15 protein-coding genes and 1 pseudogene are annotated in these 22,453 nt (G+C 44.3%); 5 read left to right on the plus strand and 11 right to left on the minus strand.

The genetic code is table 11. From position 1 onward, the window contains the following. Positions 1–226 precede the first annotated feature (226 nt). A complete protein-coding gene (locus SWP_RS09475) occupies positions 227–2,326 on the plus strand; it encodes a DPP IV N-terminal domain-containing protein (protein ID WP_020912239.1) in 2,100 nt (699 codons plus the stop codon). A gap of 61 nt (positions 2,327–2,387) precedes the next feature. Here SWP_RS09475 and SWP_RS09480 read toward each other — a convergent pair whose 3' ends face one another. After that, positions 2,388–4,037 carry a BamA/TamA family outer membrane protein gene (locus SWP_RS09480; protein ID WP_044555810.1) on the minus strand — a complete coding sequence of 550 codons (1,650 nt, stop codon included), beginning with the start codon at positions 4,035–4,037 and terminating at the stop codon, positions 2,388–2,390. 549 nt (positions 4,038–4,586) lie between these two features. Then, a pseudogene (locus SWP_RS09485) lies at positions 4,587–5,806 on the minus strand (threonine/serine exporter family protein). A 212-nt stretch (positions 5,807–6,018) separates the two neighbouring features. Here SWP_RS09485 and SWP_RS09490 point away from each other — a divergent pair. From SWP_RS09490 to SWP_RS09500, 3 genes are all read left to right on the plus strand, one after another. After that, positions 6,019–6,417 carry an MAPEG family protein gene (locus tag SWP_RS09490; protein WP_020912243.1) on the plus strand — a complete coding sequence of 133 codons (399 nt, stop codon included), beginning with the start codon at positions 6,019–6,021 and terminating at the stop codon, positions 6,415–6,417. A gap of 241 nt (positions 6,418–6,658) precedes the next feature. Next, complete coding sequence (locus tag SWP_RS09495) at positions 6,659–8,962, plus strand: YgiQ family radical SAM protein (RefSeq protein WP_020912244.1); 2,304 nt, start codon at positions 6,659–6,661, stop codon at positions 8,960–8,962. 85 nt (positions 8,963–9,047) lie between these two features. Continuing rightward, positions 9,048–9,395: a YkvA family protein gene (locus tag SWP_RS09500; protein WP_020912245.1), complete on the plus strand. Its 348-nt coding sequence runs from the start codon at positions 9,048–9,050 to the stop codon at positions 9,393–9,395. A gap of 38 nt (positions 9,396–9,433) precedes the next feature. Here SWP_RS09500 and SWP_RS23015 read toward each other — a convergent pair whose 3' ends face one another. The 6 genes from SWP_RS23015 to SWP_RS09525 form a co-directional block, all read right to left on the minus strand. Further along, positions 9,434–10,426, minus strand: a complete 993-nt coding sequence (locus SWP_RS23015; RefSeq protein WP_187148546.1) for a M23 family metallopeptidase — start codon at positions 10,424–10,426, stop codon at positions 9,434–9,436. Between the two features lie 62 nt (positions 10,427–10,488). After that, entirely contained in the window at positions 10,489–10,644 is a 156-nt protein-coding gene (locus SWP_RS24160; RefSeq protein ID WP_187148547.1) for a hypothetical protein, read from the minus strand. 63 nt (positions 10,645–10,707) lie between these two features. Beyond that, a complete protein-coding gene (locus SWP_RS23020; protein ID WP_187148548.1) occupies positions 10,708–11,655 on the minus strand; it encodes a M23 family metallopeptidase in 948 nt (315 codons plus the stop codon). Positions 11,656–11,767: 112 nt separating this feature from the next. Next, positions 11,768–12,013 (minus strand): hypothetical protein, encoded by a 246-nt coding sequence (locus SWP_RS09515; RefSeq protein WP_044555811.1) that lies wholly within the window; start codon positions 12,011–12,013, stop codon positions 11,768–11,770. 433 nt (positions 12,014–12,446) lie between these two features. Further along, positions 12,447–16,001 carry a hypothetical protein gene (locus SWP_RS09520; protein ID WP_020912248.1) on the minus strand — a complete coding sequence of 1,185 codons (3,555 nt, stop codon included), beginning with the start codon at positions 15,999–16,001 and terminating at the stop codon, positions 12,447–12,449. A gap of 296 nt (positions 16,002–16,297) precedes the next feature. Next, positions 16,298–16,621 (minus strand): hypothetical protein, encoded by a 324-nt coding sequence (locus SWP_RS09525; protein ID WP_044555812.1) that lies wholly within the window; start codon positions 16,619–16,621, stop codon positions 16,298–16,300. A gap of 285 nt (positions 16,622–16,906) precedes the next feature. Here SWP_RS09525 and SWP_RS09530 point away from each other — a divergent pair, with 285 nt between their 5' ends. Beyond that, positions 16,907–17,797 carry a hypothetical protein gene (locus SWP_RS09530; protein WP_044555813.1) on the plus strand — a complete coding sequence of 297 codons (891 nt, stop codon included), beginning with the start codon at positions 16,907–16,909 and terminating at the stop codon, positions 17,795–17,797. A 472-nt stretch (positions 17,798–18,269) separates the two neighbouring features. Here SWP_RS09530 and SWP_RS09535 read toward each other — a convergent pair whose 3' ends face one another. The 3 genes from SWP_RS09535 to SWP_RS09545 form a co-directional block, all read right to left on the minus strand. Further along, positions 18,270–20,192 (minus strand): methyl-accepting chemotaxis protein, encoded by a 1,923-nt coding sequence (locus SWP_RS09535; RefSeq protein ID WP_044555814.1) that lies wholly within the window; start codon positions 20,190–20,192, stop codon positions 18,270–18,272. A 59-nt stretch (positions 20,193–20,251) separates the two neighbouring features. Beyond that, complete coding sequence (locus tag SWP_RS09540; RefSeq protein WP_020912252.1) at positions 20,252–21,310, minus strand: porin; 1,059 nt, start codon at positions 21,308–21,310, stop codon at positions 20,252–20,254. Between the two features lie 142 nt (positions 21,311–21,452). Beyond that, positions 21,453–22,418, minus strand: coding sequence for a formate dehydrogenase subunit gamma (locus tag SWP_RS09545; RefSeq protein ID WP_020912253.1), 966 nt, complete (start codon positions 22,416–22,418; stop codon positions 21,453–21,455). Between the last annotated feature and the right edge of the window lie 35 nt (positions 22,419–22,453).

Genomic DNA, 22,453 nt, shown 5'->3' on the forward strand with positions numbered 1-22,453 from the left:
GATAAATTCAAGTTGCTGATTCTTAATAATTAAATTTGAATGCATTAATTGGTAGCGCTTTTATTTATGTGATTTAGAGGCAGTTTTTTGTCGCGGTAATGGCTTAGGTGTTGGATTGCTGAACATGCAGAGATAAGATGCATGTTAGGTAAAGGTTAATAAGAGATGTTTTATTAGCTTGGAAAGGATCGTTTTAAAGGCTATTAAGGGAGTGTCGTAAGCTAATATGATTTCATTACCACATCAAAAATATCTGATTGGCCAATGTAGCGTAAATTGCCACGACATGACGATAAGCAAGGATGAAAATGTTGTTACCTTGCCTGCAAAAGTCTTCGAATTTTTAAAGTTATTGATCTTGCATGCAAACCAAACAGTTACTAAAGACGTTGCTATTGAGCAAGTGTGGCTCGGTAACGTTGAGGTGGGCAAGCGTGGTACTGGTAATGCGATATGGCAACTAAGAAAAACCGTTAGCGAACTTGGAGAAGAACCAGAGCACTATTTCAAAACGATCACTAAAATAGGCTATCAACTATTACTGACCCCAGAGGCCATTGATGAGGAGTCATATCAGCCTGCAGCAGTGACTGTCGATAGTTATCCGCCCCGTGCTCACGCCATTTTCAAACCTGTTATCGCCCTATTGAGCCTCATGCTATTTACTTCTTTGGGTTATATGTTCCACTCGTTTTATCTTCCCAGTTCGCAACTTGAAGCACTCACAGTCGAGCGGATCACTAACTTTGAAGGTGTTGAGGAGCAAGCCGCTATCTCGCCTGACGGTCGTTTCATGGCTTTTCAGTGGCGTAGAGAGCTGAAAAAGGCACAAATTTACATTAAAGATCTCACCGATAAAAGCGCGCCTTTAAGGCAAGTATCGATGAGTGAAGATAAAGAAACGTCGCCGACTTGGTCACCAGATGGGCAAGCATTGGCTTACTTCAGTTTTAATGCCAGTGGACAGTGCGAACTCCATGTCAGAGAGCTTATTACAAATCAAGATCGACTGATCGATACGGGCTGTACAAGTAGTGGTTACGTTCACAGTTTAGACTGGTCACCAGACGGTAAATTTCTTGCTTATGCCAAAGCGGGTGAAGCTAGCGTAGCAATATATGCTTATAGTTTCGCCTCTTCGGAGATCAGTCAGCTCTCTTATCCGAACACGGGAGAAGAAGATCTATTAGTAAGCTGGTCAGCGAATAGCGATGAGTTTGCCGTGGTGCGCTCGGTGGCGATGGATGCCAGTATTATTGTGTTATCACGTTCAAACGATAGTGTCGTTAAAGTGGTAGAGAGCGAAACGATGGTGATAAGTCTTGAGTGGGAACATGATGCCAATATGCTGTACTTTAATGCGCTGCGCGATGGTGCATTTGTTATTGAGCAATATAGTTTTGAATCGCAATCGATTACCGATTTTCACCGAGATGACACTATCAGCAGCTTGGCAATTAATGAAAAAAATAACCGTCTTTACTACTCTCGTCACTTGTCCCAAGAGCATATTACAGTGCACTCATTGACTAATGGGCAGGTAAAGCATCGGCTCGCCTCCTCTTCCCGCGATATGTTTGGTCAGTTTATAGCAAGCTCACAAGAAGTACTGTTTTTGTCAAACCGCAGCGGTGGCTGGGAGTTATGGGTTAATCAAGATGCCGGTAGTAAGCAACTGACGCAGCAGATGGGGATTGTTGGCATTCCGGCAGCATCACCCATAGGCAGTCAATATGTGCTCCCCATCAAAGCAAAAGATGCTGACAGTTACAGCCTTTATTTGGGAGATGTTGCTACTGAATCGCTCGCTAAAATACGCGGTATAAAAGGGGATGTTCGTAACCCTTCATTCTCGAACAATGGTAGTAAGATATACTACTCTAGTAACCTCGAAGGTCATTGGGGAGTTTACGCTTATGATCTTAACAGCCAACGGGTTGAGTTTATGTTCGGTCAGGCTGCTAAGTACGCAGTTGAGGATGATGTTGGAGGTCTCTATTATACCCGTGATAACCAAGCTGGCATTTATTACCATGCCAACGACGGTAGTGAAGATATTCAAGTGACGAGTGAGCTATCGAGTAGTGACTGGGGCAGCTTTTTTTATCAAAACAATGCCCTTTATTTTATTAAGCGCACAGATACTAATGATCAAGTCATCGCGATAACGGCAGATGGACAGCAACATACTGTGTTTAGTTTGCCCGCCGTGAGTATTCGTGGCCAGCGAGCGCTAGCAAAAGCTGATGATGAGAGTGTTGTGATTAGTATGCTTGGGATTAATGACGCTGATATTTACAGTGTATCTTTAGCTGCGCGTCATTAAGCTAAGGTCGTCGAAAAAGCGGTGTAGCTAAGTGACGTTCATTAAGCTATTTGAGGCATATCTAGAACCTGTTTTTGACTAAGAAACGCCATTCCCAATTATTGACTTCTACGCCAGTGGTAAATGGCACACTAAAATCGATATGCGCGACGTTGCCATAACTCGATTTAGAAGAGTAGATCCGTGCACCAATCCCGACGCTGCCTATCACACCTGATATTTCGTTGTTGTCGTCGTTTCCGCCTGTAGCTTGACCAACGTCGGTAAAGACCGCCCATCCTAATTCCGCTAACTGATACAGGTTAATATTCGGGTAGTTACGCACTTCAGCTGTAAACGCCCATTGATTATCACCATATTGATAATCGTTAGGGTAACCGCGGATCCCAGTATCATCACCAAGAGCAAAAGGTCGGTCGACATAGTTATTTTGTGAGGCGCTCAATCTTAACTTGGAGTAAGCAGTCCACTTAGATGTAATGTGATAAAAATACTCTGCGGCGACATTAACCTTAAAGTAGTCCTTTTGGCTGGTGGCAAATACACCCTCACCATCCATCTCGAGTAGTAATAAATGATCTTGGGCTTGAAAGCCTCTGCTAGATTGCCAATTGATATGGTAACCCACAGGGGAGTCATCATTGAGATCTCGAGTCTCTAACCCGAGTTTGACATAGTGTTGCCAGCCGAGGTTAAAATCCTCATTGTAGTTAATCAGGTGGACATTATTGAGCACTTTAAAATCGTCTTGCAGGTATTGATAGGCAACCCAAGGGTAGAGGAAATCGCGATCTTGCGGTAACTCTGAGGTCGGGTACTCTTCAATGTTGGCAAACTCATGCTTATCTTGGGTCAGCCCTGTAATGATCCGTGAAAGCTCATCATTGTTGTGGTCGAGTAACCAGCCGAATCGAGCGCTGTTATAGGTGACTGCATGTTCAAACTCGTTAAATTCTAAACCGTTTTGTTTTAAGGTGTCGACACGAAGATCATCTAAATACTCCGCGGAATACATGTTGCTGCCGTCAAGTGTGTAAAAAGGCTTTTCAAAATACAGATGAGTCGCTTGGCCGTCACTATTGTCATAAAAGTCTGCCGCTATAGTGGCATGTTCAATAAAATTAAGCGGGGCTTTTATGGCAAACTTATAGCCAGTTCTATCGGCATTTGACTGATATTTAAAACGCGTACGGATCCCTAAACCAAGCAGGTTATCCTCTTTAATACCAATAGAGAATTTACTTTCACCACCACTACGGCCAACACTAAAGGTAGGTAGTAAAGACCAGTTATCCCAAGTCTCTACTAGAATATTTTCAGCGTCGTCATCGGCTATATCGGCATCTGGAGCTGGTGTGGCAAAATCAATTTCAGCATCTCGAATGTAGGGCTCTGCGCGCAAAATACGTTGCACTTCATCGAGATCTTTCTGGCTGACATTGTCATTTTCTTTAAAACTGAGCTTATCGCGTATGACATAGTCGCGGGTATTGATATGCAGGTAGTTAGCCCAGCGGTGAATAAAAAAAGTCTCGGGATCCGACAGGTCAAAAATATCATTGCTCTTAATAACAATGTTTTCGACTCTCTTTTTCTGCTCGTAATCCAATGCTTTGGAATCAGGTTTACTCGCTGCGGTTTCCTCAGCACAAGCAGCACTAGATAGTGCGAAAGTCAGTAATGCTAAAGTGAAACTGCTAAATCGAGTCATAGATAGGAAAAGCACCCCGTCGCAACTAAGAAGTAATACCAATCAGTATAAGAAATTGATCTACTCAGAGCGTTTTGGGCACGCTAGTTCAAGGCGAATAAATGACATAATGGTTATTCCCTTATGAGTTTATTCAACGCAGAAGTAGCAAGCCAAAAACACTCCTACAGGCGAGTTTTATCGACTCTAATGCTGCGTTAATGAAATTGAAGCTAGTTTAACTATGCTCTTCATTCATTGCTAACCACATGGCCTAGCATGTTCCTGACATGCTTAAGGCACTCCCTCCATCCCTGGAGGTCAGATGTGGTGAATGTCACTAATGCAGGGTCATTTAATGACCTTACCTCAAAGCCGCTAAACTCTCGCTGAGCGATCAAATCTTTATACTGATTGGTATAAACAAATGATTCACAAGTCCATAACACATGGAACTAAGGCTTTAGTCAAGCTTAAGTTAATGATTTTACTTAAGGGGAATTGAATGTAATCTGCAGAATGCGAGCGCGTAGACGCGCTCGCATGTATTAAATTAAAACGTTGAGAAAATTACAAAGTTCGGCGGGGCGGGACTGCTACATTAGCGAAGATTAGTCCGGCAACAATTGACATGAAAATAAGGAAGATCTGCGTGCCAAGGTGCGACTGATTAAACATGGTTTCACCTAGTATAAGAGTGTTAAGGCCTATATAGGTTTTGCTTCCCGGTACTAAAATCACGATGCCTTGTAATAGCGCAATTGTCGCCGGTGCTTTCATCCATCGAGCAAACAAGTTCGAGTAGACTCCGACCGCTAATGCGCCAAAGAAAATACCAATCGAGTCGCCAAAGTAGATCCCGCCAAGCATGGCAGAAAAGAATGCCACAACCCCTGCCATAACACCCCAAGGTGAATCTTTCATGCGGGCTTTAAAGATAATAACCAGCGCCATGGAAAGGATTGGTACCGCTGTCCATATTGCCCACTTCGGCAGAGAGTCTGGTGCAATATAGGTGGTTTCACCAAACAAGGTTTTACCTATGGTTAAACCAAGAATCACTCCAAAATAGAGCTTAAACAGCAGCATAAAGGCATCCATCACCCTCGCTGTTCCCGATATTAAGTCTCTGGCAGCAAGCTCTGCTAAGCCTAATGTTAACGCTAGACCCGGGATAAAGATGATGATGCCTGACAGGATCACCACTGGAATATTCATACTAGGGTCAAACTGTGCGATACCACTGGCGGCAATGGCACATAAAATGGCCGCGAGGGGCTCGAGCATCTCCGCCATACGTTTTGAACGCTCGGCGCGGTACACTAAGCCGTACACCATAAGGCCTAAAATGGCGGACCAAAATACATCGTTCCAGCTGGTTCCCATTAGCATGGCAAAGGCACCAGCCGAACTGCCAAACGCCAATAACGTTAAGCCTGTACCATATGGGTTCGGTTTATTTGATATCTCTTCCAGCCTTTCAAGGGCTTCGGAAAGTGTTCGCTTACCCGACATTAACTCCTCAACGAGTTCATCGGTACGGGCAAGAGAGCCTAAATCGAGCTCGCCAGGTTTAACCCGAGCAACGTGGTTATACTCTTGATCTTCGTCGTGTTGCAGAACAAATGTCAATGCGGTGGCGAGATCAAGAAATAGCCTTCAATACCAAGCAGATCGGAGACTGCTATCAGGTGGGCTTCGAGTCGGTAGGCTGGGGTGCCAAATTTATGTAGAGCTTTCCCGAGTCTAATAATAAAACGGCGTTTCTCTAGGAATTCTTGATTATCCAATATCTTACTCGCCAAAGGTGATTTAGGATTATTTATTTCAATTAAACAGTTACTTACGCTTGTTAAGCCTTGTTGATTTGAGCGACTGTTTATTGGTCATGATTTTACGAGCGCATCTTAACCTATTTGAACTAAAAGGTTGCCATTTATTTACATAATGATCCTAAATTGTAATGCTGTACTTTTAAGGGCAGGTTTTAAAAGGATAAGCAATGCCACTCGCGATTTCGGGGCTATATATTAGCCTCACTGCAATACTTACTGTAGCACTCACATACAGAGTGATAAAACTGAGACGTACCCATAAAATTGGTATAGGTAGTGCCGGTAATGAAGCTCTGGCGTTAGCTCAACGCGTCCATGGTAACTTGCTTGAAAATGCACCCATAGCATTGTTGTTACTTATCGTCGCAGAGATGAACGGCACGAGCGCCGCTGCGTTACATATATTTGGTACGGCATGGATTGTCGCACGACTAATGCATGCTATTGGTTTAACCCAAGGCAGAGGCGGTTACCACTTTGGACGTTTTTGGGGCGTGCTAACCAGCTGGGCTGTGATCTTAGGACTCGTGGTGGTTAATCTACTCGCTTTTGTCACATCATTATAGGCGAGTAACAAGTCGGCCGTTTAGGCTGCTTTTTCATCCGAATGTAGCTGCTAGGCCCCACAGGAGAATACACTCAGCGGCCAAAGGGTTATATAATCTATACTAAAAAAAGCACTAATTTGATGCTTTTTTAGTCACACCTATGGGGCGGAGCCTGTTATACTCCGCGTCCCTGCAGTAGGTATAAGTCGGGGCGCGTAATCTGCGTATTCTTTGTTATTTCAGTTAGGCTATCTAATCCATGCAAGTAGAATCCACACTCTTTACTCACCCTAAGTTTCGTCCTGAGCTGACTCGGCCCGCGCCATTTCTGCCTATGTCTCGCAAAGAGATGGATAAATTAGGCTGGGATAGCTGTGACATTATTATTGTGACAGGCGATGCCTATGTGGATCATCCAAGCTTTGGTATGGCTGTGATTGGGCGGATGCTTGAAGCACAGGGCTTTAGAGTTGGCATTATCTCGCAGCCAGATTGGTCTAATAAAAACGACTTCATGAAATTAGGTAAACCTAACCTCTATTTCGGTGTTACCGCCGGCAATATGGATTCGATGATCAACCGTTACACGGCAGAGCGCCGTATGCGACATGATGATGCTTATACCGCGGGTAACCTTGGTGGTAAGCGCCCAGATCGAGCCGTTACGGTTTATACCCAACGCTGTAAAGAAGCTTTCAAACAGGTGCCAGTTGTTATCGGCGGTATCGAAGCCAGCCTGCGCCGTATTGCCCACTATGATTACTGGTCAGATAAGGTGCGCCGCAGTGTCATTTTAGATGCTAAAGCCGACATTTTGGTTTACGGCAATGCCGAGCGTCCTTTAGTTGAGCTGTCACACCGGTTAGCCAGCGGCGAGCCTGTCAGTCAACTGCATAATATTCGCGGTACGACTGTTATCCGCAAAGAACCTCTGCCTGAATGGAAAGGGATGGATTCGCGCAAGCTGGATCAGTTGCATAAGATAGATCCTATTCCGAATCCTTATGGCGCCGATGATGTGGGTTGTAAAAACTTGTCGGGGCCAACGGATGAGAAAATTTTCGACAATGATGCGCCGAAAGCGATTAGCGTACAGCCCCCAAGGCCTAAACCTTGGGAGAAAACCTATGTGCTGCTGCCAAGTTTCGAGAAGGTCTCTGAAGACAAATTCTTATACGCTCATGCATCACGGATTTTGCACCAAGAGCAAAATCCTGGCTGTGCACGAGCGCTGTTTCAAAAGCACGCAGAGCGAGCCATTTGGGTGAATCCGCCAGCGTGGCCGCTGAATACCGATGAGATGGACGGCGTATTTGACTTAGCCTATAAGCGCGTGCCGCATCCTTCGTACGGTAAAGAAAAAATTCCTGCCTACGACATGATCAAGACCTCGATCAATATCATGCGAGGCTGCTTTGGTGGTTGCTCATTCTGCTCAATTACAGAGCATGAAGGGCGAATCATTCAAAGCCGTTCACAAGACTCGATTGTGAAAGAGATTAAAGATATCCAAGATAAGGTCCCCGGTTTTACTGGCGTCATTTCTGATCTTGGTGGTCCCACGGCCAACATGTATCGCTTAGGCTGTTCAAGCGTGAAAGCAGAAAGCACCTGTCGCCGTCTATCTTGCGTATTCCCATCAATTTGTGGTCACTTAGATACCGATCATCAAGCGACGATAGATCTATATCGTGCGGCAAGAGATGTTCCAGGGATCAAAAAAGTATTGATTGCTTCGGGTGTGCGTTATGACTTGGCCACAGAAGATCCACGTTACGTGAAAGAGTTAGCGACTCACCATGTTGGCGGTTATCTGAAGATTGCACCTGAGCATACCGAAGAGGGCCCGCTGAATAAGATGATGAAGCCGGGCATGGGCAGTTACGATAAGTTTAAAGATCTGTTTGATAAGTACTCAAAAGAGGCAGGTAAGAAACAATACCTGATCCCTTACTTTATCTCGGCGCATCCGGGAACCACCAATGAAGACATGGTCAACCTTGCCTTATGGTTGAAAGGCGAGAAGTTCAAGCTTGATCAGGTACAGAACTTCTACCCTTCACCGATGGCGAATGCGACGACAATCTATCATACCGAACTCAATTCACTGAAAAATGTAAAGCACACGAGTGAAGAGGTGTCAGTACCCAAAAAAGGCCGTCAGCGTAAGTTACATAAAGCCTTGTTGCGTTACCACGATCCCGCAGGTTGGCCGCTTATCCGAGAAGCATTAATTGCGATGGGTAAGGAGAAATTAATTGGTAACAGTCCAAGCTGTCTCGTGCCAGCTGAATCTCGTCAAGAGCGTGAAGCACTGCGTAATAAGAAGAAGCTAAACGCTAAAGATGATGGCAAAGGCAAAAAAGCTTTCACCCGCTTCTCTGCCGATCAATTTGCTGAGCGCAAGTCGGAGCAAGGCAAAGCTGGACAGAAAAAGTCGGGCGAAGGTAAAGCTGGTCAAGGTAAAGCCAACGGCAATAAACAGGGCCAAGGGGCGAAGCCAGGCGGAAAACGTCCAGTTAAAAAGAATGCCTGGGGCACCACGCCAAAGCATCAAAGGTAGTGATTGTTCTTGATCACAAGCGCTAGCTAAATCATCAAAAATAAGGGAATATCATTGGGTATTCCCTTTTTTATTGGAGTGTATAATGGCTGATAATTCAGATATCCCAAATAACTCAGATTACAGCGACGATAGCTTTTGGTTAAAGGTAAAACAATTTGCCAAAAAAGCCGGTCGTGAAGTGATCGATAATGCACTGTGTTTGTATTATGCGGCGCAGCGGCCGGATACACCCAAGTGGGCCAAAACGGTGATCTTTGGCGCGCTGGCCTATTTCATCGCACCTATTGATGCCATTCCCGACTTAACCCCGGTGGTGGGGTTCTCCGACGATTTAGGTGCACTGGCTGCCGCACTGGCGATGGTCTCTATGTACGTTGACGACAAAGTAAAAAACCAAGCCGCGGAAAAGACTGCAGCTTGGTTTGATTAGATTTAGGTTAAATATCAACTAAGTTCTACAGGCTGATATTAGTGATAATAAGCGCGATTAAAGCGGTTCATCATAGTGGCAGTCATCGATGTCGCATTGATATAGTCACCCTCTGAAAGCTCAATGACAGTTCTATTCTCACCAATAAAGATTAACGGTAAGCTAGTAACAGTTGTGTCGCTGGAGTCACTATACTTAAGTGCATCTATTTGCACGTGTAGGTGCGGCGCCCCTCCGCCGCCAGTGTCACCGCTGTAAGCGACCAGTTGACCCGCTGTGACCTTATCTCCTAAGCTAACGTTAATACCATTTTGCTTTAGGTGCGCATAAACTGCGACACTGCCATCCTCGTGTAATATTTCTAATTCATTACCATATGGCACACACTCTTCGGTCGGGCAACCAAAATCAGAATCTTCATATGCACTTACAACTTCCCCCGCCGCCATGGCATAAATGGGAGTGCCAATCGGGACATCAAAATCAATGGCGTTGACGTTAATCCCTTGGTGGCTATTTAGTTTTAGCATCCAAGGTTTAAAGTGCTCTTTATTTGGCGCTTGCAGAACTAATGCTTCCTTTTTGATGGGGGATACATATCGCTTCTGTTGAATATTGTTAGTGTTATGTGCATAGGTATGATTCAGGAAGGTGAACCCGATCCCCTTTTGTTCACGGTTCTTTATAGCTATATAGTCAGCAGCATGCACTTTGGTGTTCGCAGGAACCATTACAGGGCTTGGCAGGTAAGCTTTCTCTGTAAGCAACTGTGAGTAATCATCTAACAGCCGGTAAGTGAACGTTTGTGGATAGGGAGTGAAATTTTCAATATAAAGCTGTTGAATACCGCTTGGTTGTTCTATTTTCGTCGTAATATTCCAGTCTTGCTGCAATGTAGGGGCATTAGACCAGTCAATGGGTTGAGGTTGAATGATATATAGCCAATAGAATAAGCCAGCTAATAGCAGCAAGCTCAAGCCTAACTCTGCAAGTTGTGTTTTTCCTGAAAAGCTCAAAGTTTGTAACTGCATATCTACCATAATTCATTTTGAAATGACCTAACTTACAGCTAGGTCATAAAGGTTACATTGCATTATTTACAGGACGCAGAGCCTGTACTCGTGTTTACTTCCATAGATTGACCTGAACCGCAGTTCACTTCAACAGAACTGCCATCTGGATTTACTTTCCTGTAACTAGGGCCTCCAGACTCTTCTGGAGTACCTGATTGGCATTGGTGTCCGTTCATTATGTTACTAAGGCATGAACATCAGGTTTTGACTGAAAACCAGCCTAATTTTACTGGGTGATGCTAGTGATAATAAGCGCGATTAAAGCGGTTCATCATAGTGGCAGTCATCGATGTCGCATTGATATAGTCCCCCTCAGAAAGCTCAATGGCAGTTTCATTTTCATCAATAAAAGTTAACGGTAAAGTCGTTATCTTAGTCTCTCCGTCGTCACTATACTGCAATGCTTCTATTTGTACGTGTAAATGGGCTCCTCCAGAACCAGTGTCGCCACTGTAAGCGACCAGTTGACCAGCAGTGACCTTGTCGCCTAAATTAACGCTAATACCATTTTGCTTAAGGTGCGCGTAAGCTGCGACACTGCCATCCTCGTGCAGGATATCTAGTTCATTACCATATGGGCGACATTTTTTGGAGAGACAACCAAAATCGGAGTCTTCATAGGTGCTTACAACTTCCCCCGCTGCCATGGCATAAATGGGGGTGCCAATAGGTACGTCAAAATCAATGGCGTTAACGTTAACCCCTTGGTGGCTATTTAGTTTTAGCATCCAAGGTTTAAAGTGATCCTTATTTGGCGCTTGCTTTACCAGTGCTTCGGCTTTTATTGGGGGAATATAAGGTTTTGACGTAATATTATTTTGATTATTGGCATAGGAAGTATGAAAGTTACTGAAACCTAAACCACTTTGATTCATTCCATCGATGGGAAGGTAATTTGCTACCCGAGTCTTTGTATTAGGGGCTATGCTCGCAGGGCTTGTGAGCAGCACCTGTTCGGTGAACTGTAATAAATATTCATCAAGTACTTTGTAGGTTACCGTTATTGGATAATGTCTAGAATGGCTAACCTCAAGGTACTGTATGCCTGTATGCGATTCAGACCCTATGTATATGTTTAGTTGAGCTGTTTTTACAGGGGCTTTAGACCAGTCAACCTCTTTAGGTTGATTTATATATAAAAAACAAAATAGGCCTGTTATCAGAAGCACGCTCCAGGTTAATTCCATTAGTTGTTTTTTACCTGAAAAATGTAAAGCCTGTAGCTGCATTGGTAGTAAAATTCCTTTTAAAATAGCCTGATTAGTAATCAGGCTAAACTGAGCCAGCGACTTTGCCAAGTTAAGTGCAGGACAGTGTCCCTTCCTTTTTATTGACGTTTAAATCCTTGCCCTTCTCACATGTGAGAGAGCCTTCAGCACCATCATATCGAGAGCCTCCAGGCTCTGACGGAGCACCTGGTTGACCTTGATGTCCGTTCATGACGTTGCTAATTGAAGCTTTAAAAACTTCTTGAGCAACATAAACTATTATTTTGTGTACTCCACCACTGACTTGCGATGCTTCTTTTAGATCCAATCTACGCATTGATATACTCTCCATGTATTTTGATGTTACTTGCTTATGTATTTATAAAGGTGCTTATTGAGCGATGTAAAAGCTAAATAAAAGAGCCCCCGTTTTAGATGCACTCATCTGACGCTGCAGCTTGAATTTTTTGGTCACTTTGGAAGCATATACGATAGAATCGAAAGGCAGAATGATAAATGGTGCTACTGAATTAATATCAGTCGACGGTATGATTTATAGGAGTAAATCTATCAAGTCACTAATGGCAAGCGATATAACGATTATGGTCATTATTAATAAGTGAATTAGAAGTTTTGGCGATGGTGTCTATGTACGTTGATGGCAAAGTCAAAAACCAAGCCGCGGAAAAGACCGCAGCTTGGTTTGATTGAAGCCTAAAGCGACATCGACAGATGACCTTTAGGCGTAGTCTTGGCTAATGGCTATGGCTTTAGGTTTGTACCATAGGAGTGGCTGCGGCAATGCGATCTCGCACTTGGCGAGATTTCTCACCTTTAAATATCGTTAGCAGTTCGGCGGCGTCCGTTTGTTCGGCTAAGATATCCACTAATGTGGCGCGATTGCTCACATGCAGATAGGCCAATATCGGTTTCAGCTCTCCTTGCCGAGCTAGCTGCGCCAGATAATCTCCCATACAACTGCGGTAGTTCTTTATGGCAAACAGTACGATGAGTTCACGCTTTACATCATGGCTAAATAACCAATCCATCAGCTGCTTGTAAGCGTTCTGCTCATAATCATCGCTATCTAGCTCAAATCGAGTGGCTAGGTCAATTTTACCTTGGCTGACCTGTTGATCCATTTGTGCCGTTACCATCTGCTCGATAATTATCTTATACGCACGATAGCTATGATTCGCCAGTAATAGCATCAGTCGCTCACGGCGCGGCTCATCGATACGCCATAAGAACTGCCCTAAGCTATAACTGCGGTATTCATCGACACCGGCCACTGTTTGGGCTGACAGGTAGGCTTGAAACAGCGGCGCGATAACTTCATAGCTGCAGTCACCTTGTAGGTAAGACCAAAGCTCGGTTTCGAGGATCTGTTGACGCTCACTGAGCTCTGGCAGCTTATTGACCGCCTCTATGACCATCGCCGCATCGATATCGCTGTCTAGAATAAGCAGCTGGCCACCGATATAGAGCTGGTCGTGGTTTGCTGAATCTTTATCGAGCACCAAGATCAACAGCTCGTCGCCAACTTGTTGGGCGATTGTGGCATTAATCCAACTCATATTGGCGCAATGACGCGGCTGACTGGTGTCGACATCAGGGTGTAATCGATAGGGTAAGCGCAGCTTCTTTGGTAGGTCACTGATGTCGGTGGCATGACCGAAATACAGTGTGGCTGCGCTAAACTGATTCGCGATGACGCTTTCCCATGACTGACTATTGAGTGCAATAAAGTGCTGCAAACATTGGCGTAAGTCATCATCTAACTGAAAAGGAAGTTCGGGGAACTGCAGCGCGACATCTTGATGAAATTCAAGTTTATGGCTCTGGTAGGTATAGTCTAATCCTCGCAGTAAAGCTTTTGCTTGAGCTCTATTGCTCGCCGCTATCATGCCGCCTTGGGCTGCATTAGCGGGAATGGTCTCTTCCATCAAATCAATTAGCGCAAGGTATTCACTTTGGCGACTGCTGCTGCCAATCGATTGCTCGACTTGATAAGCTAAGGTGTAATCTTCGGCGATACCGTGACGATTTAGCAGCTGGTAAAAGTTAATTTCATCGAGCTGATTGTCGAACTTTAAACCATAATCACGGCAGCTATAAAGACGGCCCATATGGTGGATCATCTTCGTTGGTGCCATAGTGATCAACAGTTGCCATAATCGCTTTGCAATTTTAGCTGTCGCGCTCGGCACTTGTTTAAGCCAAAAACAGCTAATCGCTACACGCTGGTAATCATCATCGTAGTCTTGGAAAAAGTGGTAACTGATCTGCTTTTCACTGATTTTAGGAAAATACAGATTAGATCTGCGACATATTTCGTCTCGGTGCAGGTGTTTATCAAACAGCGCAATTATCTCACATTGGCTAAGCGTTGGATTTTCTTGGGTGAAAAAGTTTCTGACTTGTTCAAGCTCTGTTTGATTAAAACCCTTGTCTTCGAAATGACCTTCGCCTTGAATTTCGGCGTGTTCAAGCAGCAAGGTTAGGGCGCGCTCAAATACCTTGCCTATTTCTGCTTGTAATCCAGCTGTATAGGTATCATTAATGTGCCTACTGGCATCTTGCTGTAGCAGGTACGCTTTAAGTGCATCGGTGGCAAGATTATCTTCGTGCCAGTGGCTAACGTCATAGCAAGCTCGCTGTTTGAAGAGGTTGTCGGCTCGCTGCAACATACTGTGGGTGACCGGATCATCCATATCGCAAAAAGCATCGATAATCTGTTCTAGCTTGCGTTTATCATGCTTGCTGAGTTCGCCTTCTGCTGCAGCGGGCGCAGGGTCAAAACGAGCATAGTAGGCTTCAGTAGTCATAATCGGCTGATAGTCACCTTCACCGGTGAGCATTTCACATAATTCTGCAGATAAGGTTTTCTGACCTAAAACACGATAGAAAATATCGACAAACCGCAGCATTATGTGCGCAGATTTTACATGGCTAATACTGTTTTCACCTGGGCTTAGGTAGGCTTTGCAAATAACCCCTTGCTCAAACTTAACATCAAAATAGCACTCTTCATCTTCGAGTAGATCGTTGGCTGGATAGCTAAGCACCTCATGGATGTTCTCGCGCAGATTGTCTAAATTGCCTCTATCCCAGCAAGCCTCATCCATTGCATCATAAAGCGAAGGAGCATGAATTTTACAATGTGCCCAAATATCAAAGGGCTCAATAGTCTCGAGAATCGCAGGATTTTCATTGAGTACCACATATTTCAACAGTACATCGCTATTGTCTAAAGTAGCGATGAAATCCGTTAGCATATGGGTGCCACCCATTTCGGCTTGTCGCTCCTCCTTGAGTTGGTCATATCGGCGATCTTCCTCTTGCCGCTGGAAGACACTTTGAGCATAGGCCGATAGTGGGCTATCGAGTTCATTTTCTAGCTGTAGCTGTAAATCCATTGCCTCATTTTCAAGCGTGTCATTAATAAAATGACGCCCGAGTTGCCGGCTTACCTCTTCATCCTCCCAGCTGCAAAACTCGGGAAATAAACTTTGATAAATTGCCAGTATTGGCTTTTGGCTATCTAAATCTTGGCTTTCGTTCTCAACCAGCATCGGCTGCGCAGTAAAACGTTGTTTGAGCAATTCAATAAAACGCGGATATTGCAGCGGGTTTTGCTGCAAAAACTCGCCCAGCGGCTGATATTCCGCCGTCGTGCTTTCCCTGTGGCTGCCATAAAAGGCGAAGCGAAAGGCGCTATTATCACACCAGACAAATGCCTTTATCATGGCGTCACACCAGCCGTGGTGGCGCAGCAGAGTGAGCAGCATATGCTCATAGCCTGTGGCATGTTCATCATCCCAGTAGGGAATAAAAAACTGCGCTAAATAGGCGGCATCTTCAGCGTCTTGCATCGCCATCATAAACAGAGCTTCAGCACCAAAAACCCGCATATCATCGACCCACATCTCGCTGGTGTCATTTTCATAGCGAGCATAATCGACCATAGCTTGCGCCGTGCGGCGAAGCTGTGGTTTTAGGGTGTCATGTTCAAGGGCAATAGCAAATAACAGCGCCTCTGAAATATACAGGCTGCTCTTTTCCGTCACTATATCTTGTAGATTGTAGCCGCCATCTGGGGTGAGGTTTAGTGCTTGCAGCGCGAGCTCAGCGTGCAGCGTATCGGCAAGCTGAAGGTGCTGACATTGGCCGCTGCTATTGTCCATAAATGCGATATCAAATTGACTATTTTTGAAGGCTTGATGCGCTGCGAGCTTTGTTTGATATGTGATTAAGGCTTGCTCGATACTGGCGATATCTTTGCGATTGAATGCGATGACCTGAGATTTTGGAAATGAGTCCATTCTAACGTCCTGTTAAATGAAAAATCTGATTGGTTTATGGCAAGGCTACCAATGTTTATGGCTGGGATGCTACTAGATTAATCTATAAATAACAAATAGTTAGTTGTTAATGGCTTGTTGCGTTTTATCTGTGGTAAGTGCTTGCTGACAGGCGAGGTCGTTTGCTGGTCTGGTAAAGTTTTTTAGCCCCCGAAGGTGCTTTATATTGCACTGAAGTGTACGACTCATTTATCGGGGCTTAGCAATGAGCATTACTTTGCCCCAAATTTTATAGTGTGTGCCAAGGAGGTGGCAAATTAGTCACACCAGCCACATTTATATTGACCGCCTACGATGTGATTGGTTAACTTTTTGCACTTTGTGCAAGGAGCTTCTGGAACTTGTTGCTCGATCTCTTGTTGTTCTCGCTCTTCTTGGCCGAGTGAGTAGCCATTCCATTGGTGATTTGGGTCAGGAATAAATGTAGCTCCACTGCCAACGCCATCACCATGAGACTCTCGCGTTGCGACTAACCAACCTCCAGGCACCTTGGTTCTAAATGTATATGCAGGTCCGCCATTATTATCGAGTCGTTCCCAAGCCAGTGTTGGCCTTTTTTCTTTTTTTCTTTTAAAAAACATCGCTGAATTCCAAGTGTGTTTATTCGAACTTACTGGGGTGGGTAAATTTGTATCGCAGCAGTTCAAATAAAACTCTTATACCAACTACTACGGGGGGCTATTCTAAAGCAGTGTCTTGGTTTATTACAAATAGAAGTGTCAATATAATGTATATTAATTATTCACTTACGACAAAAAAGTGCTATAAGTATGGCAAATGAATTCTAGATTGGTTGGTCAGATATTGTGCTGTTAAAACTAGAGGTTTTCCGTTCGAAAGAAAAAACAATAACCAAGCATATTTCCATGTCTAGTTATGATGCTGTCAAAGTAGAGCTTGCAATGGATTCGCTGAGAGAAGCTTTAGACAGTGAAAGTACCTATGCTGCACTAATGCTTGCATTTAATCAGTTTAAGTCAAAAGCATACGAAATTGGCTTAATGGAGCAAAGCTATGGTATATCTGACCAAATACATGTGAGAATGCATGAACACAGGGCAAGCCTAAATTTTCTAATTTGTGCGTATATGAATCTTGCGAAGATGTACTACGAAAAGTTCTATTGGGAAAACTATAGAAAAAAGCAGCCCACTGAAGTTTCGAGTATGGTCTCGAATATTTTAAAAAATGACTCAAAAAACATAGACGTTAAAGAGTTTCAGTCCAAAATTAAAGAAGAAAATCCAGAATTAGAATTAGGTTTAAAACTTCGCAATTTCATGCAACACAATGTCTTGCTGTCAGATACCATTAGCACCTCTTTTAACAATGATAGTGAGAATATTTTCTTTAATACTAACACTTCAATACCCCATGAAAGGGTATTGGGGAAATCAAATATAGATGCCAAGTTACTGGATAATTTTGCAAACCCGATAGATGTAAATATTCTGATCGACAAGATAACAGAATGTATTTCAACACTACATTTGCAAGTTAGGACTTTAACTGAAAACAAAGTAAATCAGGAACATGTCTATCTCATCAATTTGAATCATGCGATTTCAACTGAAGTAAATCTAATAAATAAAAAATACGAAAAAGGGATGAGCAAAGCGACTCTAATAACAGAGGATAGCCAACAAGAAATTCAATACTATATTGGTTGGTTTTCACCTTACAAACACAGCAAAGAGAAATATCGTTTTTTCTTACCTCATTCAAGAATTGAATACTCTAAAACTAAGCAAATTTAAAATGAAAAAATAGATAGGAATATCTTTGTTATCGGTAAACCATTGGGCTGTAGTATCGAGTATTTGTGGTTCCAATGACCTGCGGTCGGCGTATGTACAGATACTGCAGAGGCTCGCCGTTAACACATCCCTGTGGGCTCTACGAAAACCTCCTTGTTTTCGAAGGCCTCAGCCGCATCTGCACTGGGTTATAAAGGCGTGAATTATCAACGTTTGAGTTACTGGTTAGTGCTTTAAAATTGATAAACCTTTGTACCCATAATCACCCATATTCATATTTAATTAGCTAATCTTGCAGACAGCAATCTCCCCCGTTGGAAATTTTGATTTTTAAATTTCGCCGGGGCGCTGAGGGATATCCAAAAGGGGGACAAGCGCTTTCCCCTTTTTGGTCTGGTGTGGGCGAAGCACCACGACCTTTATCAAACGAAGTTTGATTGCTTAGAGCAAGGCCGTGTGTCACAGCGACTGATTATTTAAGCCTAAACTGACCCACAATCAGTTCTAGCTGATGGTTCGCTGTCGCCAGATTGACGGTTTCGCTGCTAGTAGTCTCACCATTGATTGCCAGCTCGCTGGCCATTTCGCTAATGGCTGACATATTGCGGGTAATTTCGCTGGATACCGAACTTTGCTCCTCCGCAGCGGTAGCGATTTGAGTATTAAGATCATTGATTTGATTCACTGAGTCACCAATAGCGTCAAGATCTGAGGCGACAACCTCAGTGGTTTCAGCCGTTTTGATACAGGTGTTTTTGGTCGCATCCATCGAGACCATCGCTGCATTCGAGGCTTCTCGAAGTTGATTAAGCGTCAGCTCTATTTCGGCGGTACTGGCTTGGGTTCGCGCTGCGAGCGCTCTGACTTCATCAGCGACAACGGCAAAGCCGCGGCCTTGTTCCCCTGCGCGAGCCGCTTCAATGGCGGCGTTAAGCGCTAAAAGGTTAGTCTGATCAGCAATCTCACCAATCACTTTAAGCACTTGGGTAATGTTGATGGTGTCTTTGTCTATCTGCTCAATGTTGCTGGAAGTACTTTCCACCTCTTGCACCAGTTGCGCGACGGTGCAGGTTGCCTCTGCAACAACGGCCTTTGACTCCATTGTTTGGTTTTTGGTGACTTGAGTGAAGGAAGCGGTTTCTGCGCCATTTCTGGCGACATCATTGGCGGTGGCGCTCATCTCCTCCACCGCGGTAACTATCTGTTCCGTCTCTGTTGTATGGGCGACCAAGATGGCGCTATTGGCTTCAGTTTCTGACTTTAAGCGCTCTACGCTGTTGGCGATATGAGTTGAGGATTGCAATACCTCTAGCATCATGGTTTGCAGGTTTTCGATAAAACGGTTAATACCTGCGGATATTTGGCCTAAATCGTCATCATTTTTGACATCTAGGCGGCGGGTGAGATCGCCATTGCCGGTAGACAGTTCGGTGACCATCTCTTTTAGCGACAAAATTGGACGATAAAGCAGGTATAAAACGCCAAGTAACAGGCTTATCGCTAATGTGAGCATTACGCTGGAGGAGATTATTGAATTATAAAGCGCGTTATTAACTGTTGCGTAAGCCACCGACTTATCAAGCGCAATGAATAGGTACCATTTCTTGCCGTTAACTAATGGAATTGCTTTTGAAACAGCGAGTTTGTCGATGCCATCTAAGGTGTATTCTTGCATCGCTTCATCGTTAGATAGTAATTTTTGTTGTACTTGCGCTAAGCCAAAGTCTGAAAAGCGCGTTCCGGTGACCAGCTTTTGTGACTCTGATGCCAGTACTTTACCAGTTTGGTCGGTAATTAATGTTACTGCGCCCGGATAATGAACGGCTTTGACCGTTTCGCTCAGGTAGGTGAGCTCAATATCACCTAGAACAACGCCATCACCGAGGTTTTTGAGAATAGAAATGACATCATGACCAGTACCGTCATCGATATAAATGTCAGTAATATCAAGGTTGTGTGATGACTTTCCCTGCTGATACCAAGGCCTAGTTCGAGGATCGTATTTATCCGCGATTGCTTTACCGTCGATCCACTTACTGTTGGTCTCAGTAGAATAAGCACTACCATCGTCAAAGCCAAAGTAGATCCGCGCTACGCCGCCCACATCGGTAGACAGTCTTGCTGCATTAACAAAGTTGTTGCGATAAGTGCCAGTTTGATAATGCTGGGCTAGCGCATCGATGGCATCGGCTTTCTCTTTAAACCAGCTTTCAATCTTACTGGATTCATATTTAACGACGTTAGTCAGTTTTTCATTGGTGTTAGCAATCGTGTTTTGTTTTATCTCGATGTAAGACAACCAGTTTGAGATAATTAGACACAGGGCGACGATAGCAACCATTGACGCGATGAGCGATTTTCTAAATCCTAACAATTTCTTTCTCCACGGAGTCATGCTAATAAAAAGAGGCCTTGGAGGCCTCTTCTGGTGGGAGCTTATGGTTTACGGTTAAGTTAGCCTTGCCACGTTAGGTTAAAGTCGTATCTAAAGCCGATGGTAATCGCGTGATCATTCTCTTGATGATCGTAGCTCTTATCTAAATACTCTAAATGTACACGCACATTATCGAGCGGGTTCCACTCTAGAGTGGTGTTGAAGCCATCGTAATCTGCAGATGTTTCCCCATCGATACCGTCTTTAAATTGGAAGTACCCGAGTTTGATTTTGTAATCATCAAAAATAGGGTAGGCCAATGCGGTGTCTAAGGTGCTGCCGCTACGATCTTTATTCATGCTGCCAGCATCAAAATTGTACTGTTTGTCTTGATAACTCACGGCAAGATACAGATCATTACTGAAGGTGTAAGCCACTACGCCACCAAAGGTGCTGTCGTCGCCTTCAATGTTATTACTATCAACTGTGTTTTGCGTGACATAGCCCAAACCTATATGTAGTTGGTCAATGTCATAGCCAACACCTAGGTTGACCATGTCGGTCGCATCATCGCCTTTGTCACCATCAAACTGGGCGCCCGCCATCCAGGTAAAGTCACCCGTGACCAACTGATAAGTGACAAAGTTATCGACGAAGAATGGGCTTTCATGGTCGTACGCGTATGGGCTATTACCGTGGTTAAAGATATCGACATATTCAGCCACTAAGGTGTACTGTGCAGGGCGTTGCTTACCTATACCGACTTGGCCATATGGCGAAGCTATGGCGGCGTAGGCTTGGCGCGCTTTGCCGAAGTTACCTGAGTTAGCAATGTCGACGCTCCACTCGCCTTGGGCAATCGCAGTCCAGCCGTCGGCAAATTCAGTACTGGCTTTAATGCCCACGCGTGATAGAGCATCGCGAACATCCCAAGTTTCATCTTGGCTATCATCTAGGTAGCTTAATGTAGGTCGAATTGAGCCGTATAAACTGACTTGGCTATTTTTGAACTGCGACGGTGCTGCATTGTTTTCGAGCTTGGCAATACGTGCTTCTAATTCCGCATTGTTATCAGTGGCATAAGCGTTAACGCAGCATAAGCTTACTGCAACCGCGACAATTGATTTTAACGATCTCATCTGTGTATTTCCCTATATTTCGGCAGCAAAAACTCGCCCTCTCTAGAGGCTAGAGTTGGTGCTGAACGAATAAATGTTTGCTGTTGGATTGCCCATCAACAGCTAAGCGTTGATGGGCGGGCTGTACTATTTAGTGACTGAGTTACTTCAGTTCTTTAAACCATAAGTTGTGGTGTTGCTTAGCCCAGTTTTCGTCACAGTATCCAGAGGTCATGTTTGACATACCGCCTTCAGACATGACGGTTGCCATGAAGATATGGATTACTGAGAATGCTGAGATAATTACCGTTGAAACGATATGTAGCAGCAGCATGGTATTGGCGGTATTTTTGCTGACCACAAAGGTTTCTGGGAACATCATGGTTAAGCCTGAAAGCACCATCGCGCCGCCAAAGAGGGCGAATACCCAGAACCACAGTTTTTCACCTGCGTTAGCAAAGCCTGCATCTGGATGATGTTTCTTACCTGTGTTGAGGTAGCCACCTAAAACTGCAAACCATTTTAAGTCGTAGCTTGCTGGAATTTGTTTTGGTGCCCACATCAGTATCATCAATACGTAACCCAAGATGAACGGGAACGCCATGAGCTCATGTAGGCCACTTGAAATCCCTACAAGTGATGCCCAGCTAGGCGCATTCATGCTTGGCTCGAAGTAATGTCTACCGCCAGTCAAAACTAAGCCGGTTAGCATGAGCAGGATGCAAGCGATAGCGCCTAGCCAATGCACACTGATGCTTAGCCCTGACCAACGTTTGATCATCTTGCCTGAGAAGCCCTTATCTAGACGTGAGATACCGTTCACCATAATAAAGATGATAAATAGTGCGATGACGCCAAATAGGCTAGCAAATACTAAAAATGCGATACTGTCGGTGGCACCTAAGTAGCCGAGTACCGTTTCATTGGCATCTTCAGGTATTGATGCCGGCATTAACAATTCAACTTGCGTTGGCATACCACGTATTTCCGGGATATCACCTGGAATTGCGTGTTCCTGAATAGTTTGCCATTGCTGAGGCTGCAATGTTGCCACGTCAGCAGCCATGGCTGCCGTTGAGACAAACAGGCTGATGACAATAAAACTAAACAATCTTATTGCTCTGTTCATTCATAACTCCTTTAGCGATTGTTGATCGCTGTTTG

Origin of the sequence: Shewanella piezotolerans WP3 (assembly GCF_000014885.1) — a bacterium.
GTDB lineage: Bacteria > Pseudomonadota > Gammaproteobacteria > Enterobacterales > Shewanellaceae > Shewanella > Shewanella piezotolerans.